Annotated in this window: 23 protein-coding genes; 6 read left to right on the top strand and 17 right to left on the bottom strand. The window is 47.4% G+C overall.

Annotated elements, in window-relative coordinates; genetic code table 11:
* Positions 1-93: 93 nt before the first annotated feature.
* From L2082_RS00115 to L2082_RS00095, 5 genes are all read right to left on the bottom strand, one after another.
* Positions 94-1,530, bottom strand: a complete 1,437-nt coding sequence (locus tag L2082_RS00115) for a substrate-binding domain-containing protein (RefSeq protein ID WP_446011333.1) — start codon at positions 1,528-1,530, stop codon at positions 94-96.
* A 49-nt stretch (positions 1,531-1,579) separates the two neighbouring features.
* Positions 1,580-1,915 carry a two-CW domain-containing protein gene (locus L2082_RS00110; protein ID WP_446009077.1) on the bottom strand — a complete coding sequence of 112 codons (336 nt, stop codon included), beginning with the start codon at positions 1,913-1,915 and terminating at the stop codon, positions 1,580-1,582.
* Positions 1,916-2,147: 232 nt separating this feature from the next.
* On the bottom strand, positions 2,148-2,558 hold the full coding sequence (locus tag L2082_RS00105; RefSeq protein ID WP_446009076.1) for a hypothetical protein: 411 nt from the start codon (positions 2,556-2,558) through the stop codon (positions 2,148-2,150).
* A 2-nt stretch (positions 2,559-2,560) separates the two neighbouring features.
* Positions 2,561-2,743, bottom strand: a complete 183-nt coding sequence (locus L2082_RS00100; protein ID WP_446009075.1) for a YgaP family membrane protein — start codon at positions 2,741-2,743, stop codon at positions 2,561-2,563.
* Between the two features lie 258 nt (positions 2,744-3,001).
* On the bottom strand, positions 3,002-4,066 hold the full coding sequence (locus L2082_RS00095) for a hypothetical protein (RefSeq protein ID WP_446009074.1): 1,065 nt from the start codon (positions 4,064-4,066) through the stop codon (positions 3,002-3,004).
* Between the two features lie 618 nt (positions 4,067-4,684).
* Between L2082_RS00095 and L2082_RS00090 the strand changes: the two genes are divergently transcribed.
* The 5 genes from L2082_RS00090 to L2082_RS00070 all read left to right on the top strand — a co-directional run bounded on the left by L2082_RS00090 (position 4,685) and on the right by L2082_RS00070 (position 7,906).
* Positions 4,685-5,122, top strand: coding sequence for an element excision factor XisH family protein (locus L2082_RS00090; protein WP_446009073.1), 438 nt, complete (start codon positions 4,685-4,687; stop codon positions 5,120-5,122).
* Complete coding sequence (locus tag L2082_RS00085; protein ID WP_446009072.1) at positions 5,086-5,430, top strand: element excision factor XisI family protein; 345 nt, start codon at positions 5,086-5,088, stop codon at positions 5,428-5,430. Before L2082_RS00090 ends, L2082_RS00085 begins: the two co-directional genes overlap by 37 nt.
* A gap of 179 nt (positions 5,431-5,609) precedes the next feature.
* On the top strand, positions 5,610-5,843 hold the full coding sequence (locus tag L2082_RS00080; RefSeq protein ID WP_446009071.1) for a hypothetical protein: 234 nt from the start codon (positions 5,610-5,612) through the stop codon (positions 5,841-5,843).
* Between the two features lie 735 nt (positions 5,844-6,578).
* Positions 6,579-7,487 carry a DUF3604 domain-containing protein gene (locus tag L2082_RS00075; RefSeq protein WP_446009070.1) on the top strand — a complete coding sequence of 303 codons (909 nt, stop codon included), beginning with the start codon at positions 6,579-6,581 and terminating at the stop codon, positions 7,485-7,487.
* Entirely contained in the window at positions 7,397-7,906 is a 510-nt protein-coding gene (locus L2082_RS00070) for a putative metal-binding motif-containing protein (RefSeq protein ID WP_446009069.1), read from the top strand. The genes L2082_RS00075 and L2082_RS00070 overlap by 91 nt, the downstream gene beginning before the upstream one ends.
* Positions 7,907-8,056: 150 nt before the next feature.
* On the opposite strand, the gene L2082_RS00065 is transcribed toward L2082_RS00070, so the two are convergent.
* The 3 genes from L2082_RS00065 to L2082_RS00055 form a co-directional block, all read right to left on the bottom strand.
* A complete protein-coding gene (locus tag L2082_RS00065; protein WP_446009068.1) occupies positions 8,057-8,734 on the bottom strand; it encodes an Hsp20/alpha crystallin family protein in 678 nt (225 codons plus the stop codon).
* A gap of 107 nt (positions 8,735-8,841) precedes the next feature.
* Positions 8,842-9,399: an Hsp20/alpha crystallin family protein gene (locus tag L2082_RS00060; RefSeq protein WP_446009067.1), complete on the bottom strand. Its 558-nt coding sequence runs from the start codon at positions 9,397-9,399 to the stop codon at positions 8,842-8,844.
* Between the two features lie 66 nt (positions 9,400-9,465).
* Positions 9,466-9,903: an Hsp20/alpha crystallin family protein gene (locus L2082_RS00055; protein ID WP_446009066.1), complete on the bottom strand. Its 438-nt coding sequence runs from the start codon at positions 9,901-9,903 to the stop codon at positions 9,466-9,468.
* 244 nt (positions 9,904-10,147) lie between these two features.
* Between L2082_RS00055 and L2082_RS00050 the strand changes: the two genes are divergently transcribed.
* On the top strand, positions 10,148-10,345 hold the full coding sequence (locus L2082_RS00050; protein WP_446009065.1) for a hypothetical protein: 198 nt from the start codon (positions 10,148-10,150) through the stop codon (positions 10,343-10,345).
* Between the two features lie 32 nt (positions 10,346-10,377).
* On the opposite strand, the gene L2082_RS00045 is transcribed toward L2082_RS00050, so the two are convergent.
* The 9 genes from L2082_RS00045 to L2082_RS00005 form a co-directional block, all read right to left on the bottom strand.
* Entirely contained in the window at positions 10,378-10,542 is a 165-nt protein-coding gene (locus L2082_RS00045) for a hypothetical protein (RefSeq protein WP_446009064.1), read from the bottom strand.
* A gap of 101 nt (positions 10,543-10,643) precedes the next feature.
* Positions 10,644-11,228 carry a DUF3368 domain-containing protein gene (locus tag L2082_RS00040; protein ID WP_446009063.1) on the bottom strand — a complete coding sequence of 195 codons (585 nt, stop codon included), beginning with the start codon at positions 11,226-11,228 and terminating at the stop codon, positions 10,644-10,646.
* Positions 11,225-11,515 (bottom strand): UPF0175 family protein, encoded by a 291-nt coding sequence (locus tag L2082_RS00035; protein ID WP_446009062.1) that lies wholly within the window; start codon positions 11,513-11,515, stop codon positions 11,225-11,227. The genes L2082_RS00040 and L2082_RS00035 overlap by 4 nt, the downstream gene beginning before the upstream one ends.
* A 362-nt stretch (positions 11,516-11,877) precedes the next feature.
* Positions 11,878-12,675: a hypothetical protein gene (locus L2082_RS00030; RefSeq protein WP_446009061.1), complete on the bottom strand. Its 798-nt coding sequence runs from the start codon at positions 12,673-12,675 to the stop codon at positions 11,878-11,880.
* Positions 12,676-12,813: 138 nt separating this feature from the next.
* Entirely contained in the window at positions 12,814-12,939 is a 126-nt protein-coding gene (locus L2082_RS00025) for a hypothetical protein (protein WP_446009060.1), read from the bottom strand.
* A gap of 5 nt (positions 12,940-12,944) precedes the next feature.
* Complete coding sequence (locus tag L2082_RS00020) at positions 12,945-13,352, bottom strand: helix-turn-helix domain-containing protein (protein ID WP_446009059.1); 408 nt, start codon at positions 13,350-13,352, stop codon at positions 12,945-12,947.
* Positions 13,349-13,636 carry a type II toxin-antitoxin system HigB family toxin gene (locus L2082_RS00015; RefSeq protein WP_446009058.1) on the bottom strand — a complete coding sequence of 96 codons (288 nt, stop codon included), beginning with the start codon at positions 13,634-13,636 and terminating at the stop codon, positions 13,349-13,351. Before L2082_RS00015 ends, L2082_RS00020 begins: the two co-directional genes overlap by 4 nt.
* A 69-nt stretch (positions 13,637-13,705) precedes the next feature.
* The gene (locus L2082_RS00010) at positions 13,706-14,785 is read right to left on the bottom strand and encodes a hypothetical protein (protein WP_446009057.1); all 1,080 of its coding nucleotides are present in this window, start codon (positions 14,783-14,785) and stop codon (positions 13,706-13,708) included.
* A gap of 266 nt (positions 14,786-15,051) precedes the next feature.
* Positions 15,052-15,738 carry a hypothetical protein gene (locus L2082_RS00005; protein WP_446009056.1) on the bottom strand — a complete coding sequence of 229 codons (687 nt, stop codon included), beginning with the start codon at positions 15,736-15,738 and terminating at the stop codon, positions 15,052-15,054.
* Positions 15,739-15,955 lie beyond the last annotated feature (217 nt).

Below are 15,955 nucleotides of genomic sequence, written 5' to 3'. Positions count from 1 at the left end.
CAAGGAAAGTTATACAAGGGGGGCAGCGTTCTAAAGGCTTTGCTTTTTTGTCAGGTAAGCAATCAGTCGGGCCTGCATTGAGCAGCAGCAGAATTACCGCCGAATCCAAATCTCAACCCGGCGATTCTTTTCCCGCCCAAGAGCTGTTTCATTAGACGCAACAGGTGCCTCTTCACCAGCACACACAATCTCATGGACCCGTATCCCGCGGGAGGTAAATTCTCTCTGTACACTCTTTGCCCGCTCACAGGACAGCTTATGATTTTGCCAGTAATCCCCCTTGTTGTCTGCAAAACCTGCCAGGATAATCTGAGGTAGTTTGTTCTCCCAAAGAAAATCCACAATTCTATGCTCCAGATCATAAAAGGCCTTGCTGTCCAGCTCATTTTGTGCGTTTTTGAAGCGGATATTACTGGAAAGCCGCTCCGCACGTTGAATAGCATTCAGATATCTCTCAAGGACAGCTCGATTCTGTGATTGGTCGAAGTCTCCAGGATTTCCTCCTTGTGTCGAAACCGTGAGTTCCACAAAATGATGTTTTTTAACATACTCCTGTCCTTCTTTTTGCAAGGCAAAAGAAACAAAGCGGCGGGTATATTGGTTATCCGGATTGGCAGGTGTATAAAAATGCAGACGACGTGTCAGCGGATAATCCTCTGTGGAAACAGTAAAGACATTTGGCCGGATCGCCATGCCGCCGTCAGAGACACCAAGCACTTTATTGGAAGCTACATAGGGCAGGCCTGTATATCCGATGCCATTGACATCCCGATCCACAGCCTGCGAGAGTTCTGTGTTGGCATCAAAACGTGCTGCTGAGCTGCTTAAGGAACATTTTTTGCCAAAGACAAGGCTTTTAAAGGTGTCATGAGTGCCAGATGCCTCATCTCGTGCATAGAGATTGATCTTTCCTGGCGTACCGTTCAGTTCACTCCAGTCTGTGATTTTGCCACAGAAGATATCCCGAAGCGTGTCAACATCAATATTCGAGGCCACTGGATTGGCTGCATTAACAATAACAGCCACCCCATCCAGAGCCAGGACATGCTCTGAGGCAAGGCCTGTCATATCACCGAGAAAGGAAAGCTTTTTGACCTCTTTCTCTTTGATTTTTCTGGAAGCCATGCCTATGTCACATTGTCCTTGCTCAAGCCCTTGGAATCCCGTTGTTGAACCATGCGCCTTGATCTCTATAACCTGCACCAGATTCTGTTCTGGAAAGGTTCCCTCAATATTCATCTCTGTATTGGCTGCAAGATTCACCTGTTCCACAGAGACCGCCCCCATCTTGATTAAAAAGGCCTTTGCCAGATCAGGAGCAAGTTTAGCACCAATGGTATTTGAACCATGAAGACGGAGTATAGTTTTCTTGGTTTGTGTGGCTGCACTACAGGCATCCAAGGTTATACCCCAAAACACGACAACTGCCAATCCTGCCAATATTGCAGTATATACTGTGTGTATTGCACATAGGTTTCGATTTTGTTGCTGTAAGGGGATTACGCCTTCTGTTCCCAATCTTTTTAACATACTCTTCCTTATGCTATCGTATTCAATAAATTGAAGTGCCGGGTGACTCTCATGGAGTCGAGCCAGCAGGAGCAGGTTCACTCTTCATAGAATCCAGCTCAGTGCCTGCTACTACTCTCAGTTGAGATCCCTCTTCTTTTTTCACCTGCTGATAGAATGCACAGTCCAGGCAGGCAATACTTCTGAGTTTATAGAGTACCTGCTCTGTGTTAGTATATATATTCCCCGTTATAATCCAGCAACAACGCCCTCCATTTATACCATTATGCACACCGTCAACTCGTTGCTCGACCGCAACAGGACAGATACCCTCAGCAGTGTTTGAACCGCCTGGCTCACGACCACAGTTTGTAAACTCCCAGCAATTTACATTTCTTCTCGACATTTCTTCACCTCAATCATAACTCACTTTATTCCTTATCTATCTTAAGGGTTTATAACACCTCTCTGTTAGCCTCTTGTTAGCATTCTGTTATTTCCTTTGGATAAAGAGAGCAAGAGGAGGAGGTGATGTTGCCTGAAAAAGACTCAGGCCAGACCGTGACCGATACTGATGATAACAGGCCCGAGCAGATCCGCTCTTCAGGAGAGGATGACGCATGAGTTACTGTCCAACGTCATCCATCAGGCGTGTCTGATGGCGCCGCCTGCATGGAATTGTTCTGCGATTCCTCTTGCCTGATTCTTTGTTGCTTTCGATTCAAGGAGATGATGCCCAAAGGCAACAGGATGCCGTAGGGAATCCACATGTACCATCGGTATGAATTGGGCAAGGCAAACAACAGCCCAAGAAAAATGAAGATCGCGACCCAGCACACGACTGCTGACTTGGTCATGAATGCACGCTCTCGCGGACCGTTGGTGTTCTTGATGCTCCAATAGGTTCCGATCATCCCTCCAGCAATTCCGGCAATTCCGCCAATGATTCCTCCTATGATCCCTGGATGCATAATTTCAATCTCCTTTTGAGAATGTTGCTCATCAGCAGCACGGCTTTTTGCGGCGGCTACATTAGCCTTGCCAGGCAAGATTATTTCTTGCAAGTTGAAAGACCAAAGGGTAAGTAAGCTGGGCACCAACCTATTGCTGCTGTAAAAATTGGAAGAGCACCGATTGCTCCCCACCATGATTGAAAATAGAAGCCAACGGCAATAATTCCAATTCCAAGAATTACTCGTACAATACGATCTGATTTTCCTACATTACATTTCATTTGATTCTCCTTTTATGCGAGATTTAAATTTTCGTTAAGCATTGGCGTTGCGTTCAATTGCGCTAACAGCGCTTAATAAGCGGACACTTTCCATGCTATTGACGTATTCCGATATTAACTGGTACCCAAACTCTGCTTGGGTATCCGGGAAATGAAGCGGAGCTTCAGAAAAAGCAGTTCCCAAGCCGGAGCTCGGGAACCAGATAAAGGGTGTATGAAATGCACCCTGCAAGGCTCTGGTTAAACTCTTGACCGGGATCAGGCCCCGCTCTCCACCTTGAGCACGTCCACCAGTCTTCCGCCGTAATCATTACGGATCATCTCCATCAGCTTGCTGTACTTCTGCACGGTCAGATCCAGGCTGGTCAGGCCGGAGCCAGTAAAGCCGGGCAGAGTACAGGGGCTGTTGCTGCTCACCCGGACAGGCTCGCCCTGTTCCCCGTTCTCGCGCATATCCAGCAGATTGAAGAAGAGCAGTCCTTCGTGCAGATCCTGAACAACCTGAATACGCACCATCTCTTCCGCAGCCAGATTGCCACCGTCCACTGTGACATAAGGCGTATTGGCGCTATTGGTTAGGATGCCGTCGCCATTGCCCAGGGTGATGCTGAGCGGAGTGCGCAGTTTGCGGCCAAAAGTACCGGTGCGGACCGTACCGTGCTCGGTGTACTGGGTGCTGATGGATACTGTGTACTCATTGTTCCACGGGTTAGGCTGGGCCGGGATGTCAGGCACCAGCAGGATTTCACTGTTAGAGATGGAGGCAAAGGTGGTCTGCTTGGTCTGACCACTCCGGGTGCCCTGGAGAACGCAGGAGCAGTCCGGGTCATCTTCGTTAAAAAAGAGATTATTGCCGGTCAGGTGCAGCACGCCGTCCGGGTTGAGCACATCGGTCAGCTTGAGTTTGGTGTCTTCTGCCGAGGTGATCAGCGGCTGTTTTTTGCTCATGGGCAGCCGTTCCAGCCGGGCCTCTTTGCGCACCTTTTCCACAAAGGGCCGGGTGGCATAGATGTTGACATTGATCAGATCCTCGTCATCAGGCAGGGGAGAATCCGGGCTGTCCAGCCTGCCGCTGATGGTGAGATGAAAGCTGAAGGCATCTTCCAAAGTTACCCGGTTGCCGTTGATCAGCTGTGTCTGAACCCACTCCATCATCAGGGGGGCAAGAGAGCGAACCAGCTCTGCGTTGTAGTTGGGATTCAGGGCCGAGATGTCAGCAGCCATTTCATCGTAGCCAGGAGTATTATGGGGCACAACCTGGGCGCGGTGGGATCGGGGGGTGGTCAGGGCGTTTTCTACTGGTTTCCATTGAACGTTTGACATGAGGATCCTCCTTTAAAGTGATGGGTAAATGAGGTGGGACAGAGCTATTTGTGGCAGATTACGGTACTCTTTCAGCTTTGTCAATGGAATTATTGTCTATTCTCTGGAAATGGGGAGAAAAAGGAGGAGGGTGCGGTGATTCCCGGCAGGAGGATGCAGGCATGCTTATGGGGAGGATACTACTATGCTCCTGAAGAGGATACTACTATGCTCTTGAGGAGGATACTACTATGCTCTTGAAGAGGATGCAGGTGTGCTCTTAGGAAGGATGCTAGTCACGATGTGTGACATCTGCTTGTTTTGGTGCTTGTAATGCCAGTTCAAATTTCACAACTTTTAAAACGTGTTTTCATGTCGTTTTTTTACTTGCTTAATCCGGTGAATCTGTTAAGCTTTAAGAAACAGGCGGGGTTTGAGTACCTACCCTATGAAGAGGGTATTACAACCCACAAGGGCGACCAGCCGGTCGCCCCTACGGTGTTCACCGTTAACCAAACACAAAACCTTGTGTTGCCCTCAACAATTCCATGCGGTATATATTAAATAGGCAGCAAGGTACCTTGGGATAAGCTGGGCAGCCCGGCATCAACTCTGGTATATTCATTCAAACTTCTGATAATGTCACGAAAAGACACATATCATGATGTTGTAAAACACCTGCTTACACAAGAAGGGTGGACAGTCACTCATGATCCCTACATATTCGGAACTGACCCTAGGCTGATAGCCGACCTGGGAGCGGAGAGAGTGATAGCGGCTGAACGTAGATGTGAAAAGATTGTTGTCGAGATCAAGAGCTTTTTACGTACATCCCAAGTTGTCGATCTGGAGGATGCTGTCGGCAAGTACAGTGTGTATAATATTTTTCTGAAACAGCAGGAACCAGACAGGACACTATGGCTGGCAGTTCCACTTCACGCAGCTGAGAACATACTCAGTCGGGAGGTGGGACGGGTCACGCTCGAAACAATGAAGATTCCTGTCATCGTCTATTCATTAACCGGGGAGGAGCCTCTGATATGGAAACTTCCGAAGAGTTCTACAGAGAGTGCGTAAAGAAATTTCTGGCATCATACGAATCTCTGAAAACAGATGATTCGCATATAGAACTTGTCTTTGATGATGAACGGATGCGGTATATGGTCGTCTGGGTCGGATGGCGAAAACACAGACGGATTCACGAATGCGCCATCCATATTGATATATACAACGGAGACGTAGTCATTCAGCGGAATGACACAGAAGATATGCCGGACGAAGAACTGGTAAAAATGGGTATTCCAAAATCACGCATACGCTCAGAGATTATTCCTCCGGAAGCCCGGTTCTGTTTTGAAGAAGGAGGGTGTGAAACAGTGGATTGAGTTTGTTCCCGCCATAACCCACGTGCGCTTTCCCTCAGTTTGAGTACCTACCCTATGATTTGAAACCTCTTGCCCTGTCCCAGCGCATCAGGTAGCATAAAGGAAAGCGTCAGGCGACCAGTCTCCCCGCATTCAGCTTGAGCACACCCCTGAAGACTATTTCCCAAGGAGGCCCGAACATGTTAGCTTTACGTCAGGTTCATGCGAACAGGAATCATGAGCTTCTGATTCGCCTTCCACCGGAGTTTGCTGCCTACAGAGAAGTGGAAATTATTATCCTGCCCGTAGAACCCAGCAATAACAGCAAAACGCTCTCCACAAAGGAATTTATTAAACGTTTCGCAGGCTCCATCCCGGATTTCCCAGAACCGGAATCTCCCGGTCCATTGCAGGAACGTGAGGAATGGACGTGAACTACCTTCTGGATACGAATGTCTGTATAGGTTTTTTTAAGAGAATGATCTTCTGATTGCTGCTGTGGCCAAAGCTTGCACCACCGCAACAGGACAAGAATACTCAGGGTGTTACCCTGAGCTGAATAGATATAGCCCCTTCGGGGCAATGCCCTGAAAGGGCAATATATAACCAGGCCGGGGTAACACCCCGGACTCTTTATTGAGTATTCGATATAGAATAATTGATATCTGAGTGCCTGCCCTGAGAAGAGGGCGCAAAGACCCGTAGGGGCGACCGGTCGGTCGCCCCTGCATGTTATCCTGCCACCAAAGTAGACATACGCTCTGATCTCACCCCGTAGATCATTCCTTCTCATTCAATTCACAACATGCCTGCCCCCCCTGTATCCAACGACAGATCGGGTATACCTACATCCTCAAAACAGGTGCTGTCAGATATATCCAAATCAGAGAAAGATCACCTAACATGATTTCCAGAGCCAGGAAATTGACCGTTGTGGTCATGGCCTTGCACAGGAAGTACGGATGAGCTGCACCTTACAGCTCACACTAACAAAAAATTCACCCATCTCTATTCATTTTGTTATAAAAAACAAACCCTTTTCTCATTAAACCATAATCTTCCCTCTTTATTGTCTGGGTGCCTGGACAAAATGGCACCTTAGCGGCTGTTGCCTGTCCGATAAATGGTAAGGCTTCAGCCTGACATCTCATTTTTAGGAGGGAAAAACAATGGAAGACGTATCGAAGAAGCTGGGCAAAATTGCCCTGGCTGGATCATGTATGATTGCCGGACTGGGGCTTGCCGCATCAGGAGCAATAGCTGCATCGTCCATCGACACCTGGAACATTTACTACGGTCACCTGCATAACCACACCACAGTTTCTGACGGAAGCGGTTCACCGGATCAGGCCTACAGTACAGCCAAGGCTGCGGGGCTGGACTTTTTCAGCACCGCTGATCATGCGGAGTCTACAACAGACAGTGAGTATACTACGGTAAAAAATACAGCGGATACGTACAACGAAGACGGCATATTCACAGCATTCTGGGCCTTTGAGTGGTCAAGCGGCACCCACGGTCATGTCACCATAGTTTATGCTGATGATATCTGTCGGGCAACAGAATCAGCAACAAATACCTTCAGCGAATTAATGGCCTGGCTCTCAACCCGTGAAACTGTTGCTATCTTCAACCATCCAGGCCGTGAGTCCCAGGCCTTTGAGCATTATGATGGTGCAGTGAGTGACAAATTCGTTGGTATGGAACTGTGGAACAAGCAGGACTTCTTTGATGTCTACTACTATAACGATGGCTTCCATACCAATGATGGCGGTATGGGCCATTATGACGAAGCCTTGCTTCGTGGTTGGAGCATCGGTGCAGGCGGTGCTGAGGATAATCACGGCACAGACTTTGGAACCGATTCCACCTATGCCATGGCTATTCTGGCAGACAATCAGACACGTACTGATCTGTACAGTGCCATGAAGGCCCGTCGGTTCTATTCTACTGCTGATAAAAACCTTTTGCTATGGACGGCCAGGTTATGGGTTCAGAGATTGAAGGCGGCAGCAACAGCGTCACCATCAAGGCAAACGATGGAGGGAACGAGATCGTTGATACTGTTGAACTCCTGAAGAATGGCGTCGTAATCAACACCTGGTATCCGAACTCCTCTGCCCCGGTTATTACCGACACGGTAACCAGTGCTGATGGCGATTACTTCTATTGCCGTATTATGCAGGCGGACGGTGATGAGGCCATTTCCTCTCCAATTTACATTGCTGGCGGCGCGCCTGTTGATAACGATGGGGATAGCTACTACTCAGATGTGGATTGTAACGATAATGATGATCTTATCTATCCAGGTGCAACCGAATCCTGCACAGATGGTATAGATAACGACTGTGACCAGACCGTAGACTGCAACGACTCTGACTGTAGCTCTGCTCCGAGCTGCCAGGTCGATTGCTCAGTATACACCAATAAAGGTACCTGTGATAAGGAATCATATTGTTATTGGGATAAGTCAAGCAAGACCTGTCTAGGTCATTAATAAAGTTAGCATTATACAAATACGCTTTGCTTGTTCTGAGCAAAGGTTAGAGGCTGTTACGCTTATATTCAACCCATCTCCGATATAAGCAAAACGGTGGGGCGGGCCATTGGTCCGCCCTTTTTGTCTTTTCAAACAGCTTGCGGCTTGTTAGTTGGATTGTATCTCTATCTCTTTCACCGTAGGTTTTGGCATATCCTTTCTCGGCATAGTCACGGTCAACACACCCTGGTTAAAGTCTGCCTTGATATGATCCTGATCAGTGTCTTGCGGAAGCGGGAGTACACGCTGAAACGAGCCGTAATAGCGTTCCTGCCGATAGAAGTCTTGCTGCTTTTCCTCCTTTTCCTGCTTTTTCTCTCCGCTGATAGTCATCACGTTATTGGCAACTTCGATCTTAATATCGTCTTTCTTGGCACCGGGTACCTCAACAGTGATGGTATATTCCTTATCATTTGCAGCGAGATCTGTCATGGGTCGGAATATTCCCCCGGAAGTTTGGAAAAAGGGTCGGCCCATATCAAACGCAGAAAATCCGAAATCGCGGAAGGTCTGATCAAAGAGCCGATTAATATTGCGGTGAAAATCCCTTAGCGGACCAGCAAGTTCATCCTGATCTTTCTTGCTGTCGTTCCCTTGTATCGGCACGTTGTTACTGCTCTTCTCCCCTGCCTCCTGGTTCGGTTTACTGCTCTTCAGCTTCTGGGTCATTACATCGGGTGAGTCAGCCGAACTTGCTGCATAACTCATCGGTGTAATTGGCAAGATGAGATGAAGTGCTATAATTCCTGTAAATACCAATCCCTTTGTCTGCATTCGGCCATTCATTGCTGAACCTCCAGAATAAAAACGAATTAAAATCAAAGAAAAATAAGGGAGGTAAGGAACTCGTAAGTCCCTTACCAATGCCTCCTGTGCGCAAGCACTGTTATATATTAAACGGTTTTGATGGCGATCTGCCGGACATCAGCTTTTGGTAAGGCCTTTCTCGGCATGGTTATATTAAGCACACCTTGTTTAAAGGTTGCCTTAATACCGTCTTGATCCGCATCTTCCGGCAGAGAGAGTATGCGCTGGAACGAACCGTAAAAACGTTCCTGCCTATAATAACTTTTCTCCTTCTCCTCTTTTTCCTGTTTCTTTTCCCCGCGAATGATCATGGTATTCTTCTCAACTTCAATCTTGAGATTCTTTTCATCTACGCCGGGTATCTCCACGTTAACGATATATTCGTTCTCGCTTGCGCTCAGATCCAAGGTCGGTTTAAGCATACCGTTGGCCATGTTCGAGAGGCGGGGTGGACCCATTCCGAATTCTCGGAACATCTGCTCAAATCGCTGATCCATTTCATTATGCAACTGACTGAACAGCTGGGGAAAAGCCCCTATACCCTCCTGTGCGGTTTTTTGTTGCACCGGCACCGTGGCACCGGTGTTCTCTTCCTCTTTTCTGAACCAATTCCAGGGAACCCATTTTTTGATATCCATATCCATAACACACCTCGTCATATCCTTGGTTAACGAAAAAAGCACCCACTTTCAGTTCATATCTACAACAGATCAGTTGACTTTCACTTCAATCTGCTTGGGCTTGGCCTGCTCCATTTTAGCCAGTGTCAAGCTGAGTACGCCATTTTTGCAGGCCGCTTCCACCTTATCCACATCCACATCCTGGGGCAGGGTGAAGTTTCTGATAAAAGTGCCGTATCTGCATTCGGTTCTGTGAACCTTCTTGTCCGTTGTGTCGTTCTTCTTTTCTCCCTTAATGGTCAGGATGCGATCATCAATGGAGACCTCCACATCATCTTTTTCCACACCGGGGAGTTCGACTTTTAAAACAAAGTCATTTTCTGATTCAAGTATATCAACAACAGGTGCCCATTCTCTTGTTTCAACAGCTCCGTTTCCATCTGCAGTTGATTTCTTCCTTGCAGGCATTGTGTAATTATTAAACAATGCCTCCATCTCACGGAAAGGATCCCAAATACTTACGTTCATAATGCCCTCCTTGTTTGTTTAATGATAAATAATGCTTTGCATGAGTTTTCTTTATCATCACTATTGATGATCTAGTGTTATTGTTTAATCAAAATGTAAGTTCAAGTATTGTTTATGTCAAGAGATGTTGTTTATTTTTTGATTATGCAATAACATAAAATTCAATGTATCTTGTATGTAAAGTCTATTCGTTTCCGTTTCTGATTGAATAAATAAGTACGGTGAATAGTCTCGTCAAGGGGGAATGAAGAAAAAAATACATAATGGAACCATGACAGGTCATATGGTAAATGATATGAGGTTTTTTAGGAAGGATATGGAACAAGGTGAAAAAGGAGGGGAAACGAGTGGAACCGATGTCAGAGATACTATGGCAAAGCAGAGCACTATCTATATGCTGCTTTATCTGGATTGGTTACAGGTCGGAATTGCGGGTTTGTAGGTAAAAAAAACGGGCAGGTCGAAAGCGCCAGGCTAAACCGGCACAGAGTAGGGGAAGATTTCAGCCACGTCTGTTTCTATACGCACTGTCGGGCCACCGAAACTCTTTCTTTTCGGTCCGACTTTTCTCAGTTTTAAGCTCTTTAAATCGTACTCTGGACGAAGTTCATCATCCGATTCTGTTTTATCCCTCTTCATAATATCTTCGTTCCCTTCGTGTTGCTTCTGAACAAGCCCTTAATCTTGAATATGATGTGCGCCGGGATTCACCGTTCAGTTCAGTAGGTCGGGAATCATTGTTATCGCATACAATGGTTGCAAAGGGGTAAGGTGCCAAAATCAGGGATGGTGATTGCGTAGCGTACTTTTCGGTTGGTGCGGGAGCGTATCCTGTACGGTCTGTGGCGATTTACTCCTCCAATCTGGCGCAAAAAGCTGTGATAAACAGATTGACTGTACCAGCGTCCTTTCCGAATCATCTCATCAAGTATCGGTCGAACAGATGGGATAAATCCCTGCTGTTTAGCCATCAACAAGACGGTCAATGTGCCGATAACATGAAGCCCCTGTTGTTTGGCGACCTGATATCCAGTCCGCTCATCAAGAATTAGGACGTCAGCCCGAAGTTCTTTCGCAAGGGTGATGGCTTCGGCTTCCCCGCGATCAAGGTCATGACACAGAAACCCCACATACAGCGTGCCCTGCACATCCCTCATCTCACACCACGGCTGGTCGATATCTTTATATCCCGGATATCTGTTTGATTTCAATTCATGCTCAACCTCTCTTGGAATCATGACCCTGCCGAAGAGAGCACCCAGAAGCGGGATATGCCCGACCGTTGCGAGCGAAATGATCGGTGTGCTGTTGGAGACGACAATCATCGCCCCTGCTCCTCCTGAAGAGACGGGGTATGTTGCGCACTCTTGATCATCTCCGCAATCAGGGTGTCATCATAATCAAAAATCGGTTCATGTGCCGCCTGGAGCTGCTGAATAAATTCCATGCGCGTATATCCGGCCAATTCAGCTGCTTTGCCCAGGCTGAGTTTATGCCGACGATAGAGCCGCAGGGCATGATGGAAGAGCATATCCTTGGCAAACTGCTCTTTCTCTTCTTTCAGCGAAAGCAATATTGAATCATCAAGTTGTAATCGTATTTCAGTAAGCATCGTGTTCCTGCCTCATATCCTGAAGTAAGTATTGTGCAACGGTGAACAGGGCACAGCGTTATGATCCTTCCTCATCATAAGGTCATCATGGGAGGATGATGGGAAATATGCAAGTTCTTTCTTGAGAAATATTTATCCTCCGGGTAAGAGAACACCGTCTCATGCCAGGGTACCCTTGTCATCACAGGCAATGGTGGTAAGGGTTAGGGGGCCGAAATGCCGAAATCAGGGATGGGGATTGTTTGCGTAAGCGTCCTTCAGGTACTTACCAGTCACATGCAGGGTGCGTTTCATGTATCATGCCTTCATGAATACGGAATTGCACTCTATGGCTATCCCTTTGGTGCGTAGAAATTAGATCGTTAATAATCTTCGCAATCTCTAGCAAATGCCTGAGCTTCAGAATACATTATAAAAAAATCTGATGAACATCCTGCGCTTCCACAGGACCAACTAAATTCTAGCCAAATAGGATTTCTCCCTGCTATATTTACTTCATAAATTTCTAATCCGAAACTAGCGAAAGTCGGCTCGCACTTTACTTTTCTAGAAACGGCTAACAAACTTTTTGAATCATGCAAGAGAGGCCCCATCTCCCGAGACAGAATATTTGTATCAATCGTGACTCCGGTTACTCCCATCCTAGGACCGTGAAGAATAATTCGCCATGGGACAGGTTCTGGTGTCTTTTTTAGCTGATGATGAGTTATCTTTCCGTTGACTGTTATAACTACCTTTCCTTCCCGATAATATGCTCCTTTTTCTTTCTCCCAATCAGGGGCTTCTCGTATCCCATCAAACTCCCATGAAATAGGGCTATTTTTCCCCGTCCCAGCATCCCATGCGAGTACGTTATATGATTCGAAATTAGGAATTGTAAAAAGTGTTAACAAATCAATAAACTCAATATATTCCGCTCTAGGATCACCTACCCTGATAGTTGTTTCTACTCTTCCAGTATTTATAACAGCGTTATCTCCAGAGCTTTGAATAACATTTCCAGAGTTTCCGGTAACGTTTACAGACTGTGACGGCTTATTCGCTGCTCTAGTTTTCGAGATATTCTCTGTCGTATCATTTAAAGGCCAAAACTGAATAACAGCAAATGCCAAGCCAACGATTGAAGCAATGCTCCCAAGAACGGCAAGTTGCTTTCCCATAGATGTTGATCCTACTTTTGATGATTAATCGCTATTGCTTATATATTGAGACAAAAAGCGAGAAACCTTCCCCTCATCACCTTTCCACTCTTATTCTGATCTTGAGAACAAGAAGAGGAAAAGCTCCCACCACCTTTCTTAATCCCCCACCCTCACATCCAGCACATCCGCCAACCGTCCGTAATACTGATCCCGAACCAGATTCACTAGGGCGGCATAGTCGGCCACATTAACCGTAAGGCTGCCGGACAGTATACTTTGCACCGCAATCAGACAAACGTTGCCGCAGCCACATGGAACCGGCGGGACAGTGCCTTTACATGATCCACTGTGAGCGACCGGGTTCCGGCCAGGATGTCGGTCAGCAGGGATTCGTCGCCTATCTCCGGGAGATCTGCGGCAGTCAGGCCATGTTCGTCCATCAGGAAGCGGAGAATATCCGCACCGGATGCATCAGGCGTTGCAAAGTGCTGCTCTTCGTAGGCAAAAAGCAGCATACCCAAAGTGTCTGTCAGATCATATAAGGGATGATTTTCGTCCTCTCCGACAATATCCAGCAGACTGTTCAGGGCTTCCGCAGCCTGTTCATACTGCTGCTCATCCCGAATCGGGAAAAAGGGAATAAGCGTATGCAGATTCCCCCATGCCGCTGTAAGCGGTTGTACAGCAAGAGTCATTGTTTCCACCTCCCACGGTCGTATTCGGCATGCGTCAGCACCTGCCGGACATACGCTTTCTGCCGGTTGAAATGAAGTGCCGCAACCAGTCGATATTTATTGCCCCCGATGTTGAACACGTAAAGGTCTCCGACTTTATCCGCACTTGGAAAAACTTTGCGCAGGGCAGCAAAGCTGACGAACCGGTTTGACTTCATGATCTTGAACCACGCATCCAAAGCTGTCTTGCTGTCAGGATGTTGCCCGGAAAATTCAAGCAAAGGTTTACGGGAAATTACATGCATATTCTCATGGTACCTGAATTCCATAATTCAGGCAAACAGTTCCGAGCTGCGGAAGATATACCCGCTTCCTCACGCCCCAACCCTCACATCCAGCACATCCGCCAGCCGTCCGTAATACTGATCCCGCACCAAGTCCAGCAAGGCGGCATAGTCATTCACCCGGACGCTCAGGCTGGTGACCGCTGATTCGGCAAAGCCCGGTAGGGTGTATTCGCCGTGCCCCGTGACGGTCACGGTCTCACCAGCAGGGCCGTCCTCGGTCATGCCGAGCAGGCTGAGGAGCAGGACGCTGTTTCTGATGTCGAAGACCGCCTGAATGCGCAACATTTCATCCGCGCTTACCGTACCGCCGGTTACGCTGACCAGAGGGCTGGTCGCATTGTTGGTCAGGATGCCGAACTCAGAGAACTCGGGTTGCCCGAAACCGGTCAGCAGCAGGGGCGAGCGCAGTCTGCGGCGGTAGGTGCCAACACGAGGGCTGCCGTGGCCAGTGGGCCGGGTCGAGACAGTGAGCGTGTATTCGTTATTGAACGGCTCATCCTGAGCAGGGATATCCGGGACCAGGACAATACTGGAATCCGAGATCGGTCCGAACTGGTACTGCACGGCCTGACCGCTTCGGGTACCCTCAAGCACGCATTCACACCCCTCGGCCTCCGGGTCAAAGGCCAGGTTGGTACCGGTGAGATGAAGCACCCCCTTGCTGTACAGCACATCGGCCAGATGGAGGCGGGTATCCTCGACACTGTCGATCACCGGCACCTTTTCAATCATGGGCAGTTTCTCGAAATGGGCCTGCTGCCTGATCTCCTTGAGAAAAGGATTGAGCACCCGAACGCTGACATGCAGGCACTCGTCCACTGGCGGTAGCGGGTCATCCGGCGATTCCAATCTGCCGGTAAAGGAGAAGCCAAAAGAGATCATGCCATTGATGGTAACTTGCTCGCCGTTGAGCATTTTTTTCAGAACGACCTGATCCAGCAGGGCCAGTGCGGTTTTGGCATCTTCCACGCTGTAGTTTGGGTTTTCTTCGTTCATTGCGATTGCCAGATCATCTGTCCCGGCTGAGTCGCGGGGCACGAAGCGAATTTTCCAGGACGGGGGAACAGTAAGATAATTGGGTTCGACACGCCATGGGATTGATTGCATAAGAGACTCCTATGTTGAGGTGGGATGTTGCGCCGAGAGGAGAATGGCGACTTTGCGCAGAGTAATTCCAGCCTGTTGCCTTGTCAAGAAGTTTTTTAGAGCGGCGGGATGGTGAGCAGGCAGGAGAAGGATACCCGATACGATTTTTCCTTGCTACGCAATGCGAATTCGTCGTGATACCCGATGCGATTTTTTTGTTATACTCAATACGAACCTGTCGTTATACACTATGTGATTCTGCCGTATCGAGTATGACGAACCTGTCGTTATATGTATAACGATGCTTGAGACGATCTCACTTCATGAATGGATTGTTCGTAATCACCCCTTACACGGGTAAAACCATACTCAGTTGCAAACCAATCCGCAAATATCTCGGATTTTTCTCCTGACCTGTCCTTGTGTCTGTCCACATGATGCCCCAGCTCATGAACAAACACATCCCTTACATAGAATGTTCTCAATGATTCTTTTGTGAACGTCCTCAACCATTGATTATCTTTTTGCGAATATAATGCACCTGCTCGTTCGTATTCCCTTTGAATATGGGGAGCTGGTAATGATTGTGAAGAAACAACCATTTGATCCTTGGGGTACGGAAAGAGAAAAATGCAATGTGCATAGTACATTCCAAAGCAAAAAAGATTGCCACGGGAAACCTTCAACTGTTTGTTTGAGCCGGATAGAAGAACAACTCCCTTTAATCCGGTAAAAAAAGAAGATGGCAAGGAATTGATAGCCGTTGCAATGTCATTGGCTGAAACCGGCATCAAAAACTTTTCATGGGTTTTTTCCTGTTTAAGGACAAGCTCATTTGAGGCATTCAATTCATCATAATATTTCTCAAAATAGGCATGTTCAGCTGCATGAACATAAGGATCAAAGGGAGTACAGTTTGTCCGTTTTGATGCAGGCCAAGAGCCGATGCGATGACCTCTATATCCTAATGGCACGACTTTAAGGCTTGGCCTTTATGAACGAGTTGTATTTATTGAGAATTCAGAAAATTAATTTAGCCACAGATGTCATAACATATTGACACGGCTATTGATTTCTTGTAATAATGAAATTTTCACATCAATAAGCTACAGAGAGACATATGACATTTTCAAAACCAATCAAAAAAATCGGTCACCAAATTAACAAGCTAAAAGCCCGCTTCTGTCAATC

This window comes from Candidatus Electrothrix sp., from assembly GCF_052785085.1.
The sequence above is the reverse complement of the archived record's forward strand: the minus strand, read 5'-3'. Positions and strand labels throughout refer to the sequence as shown.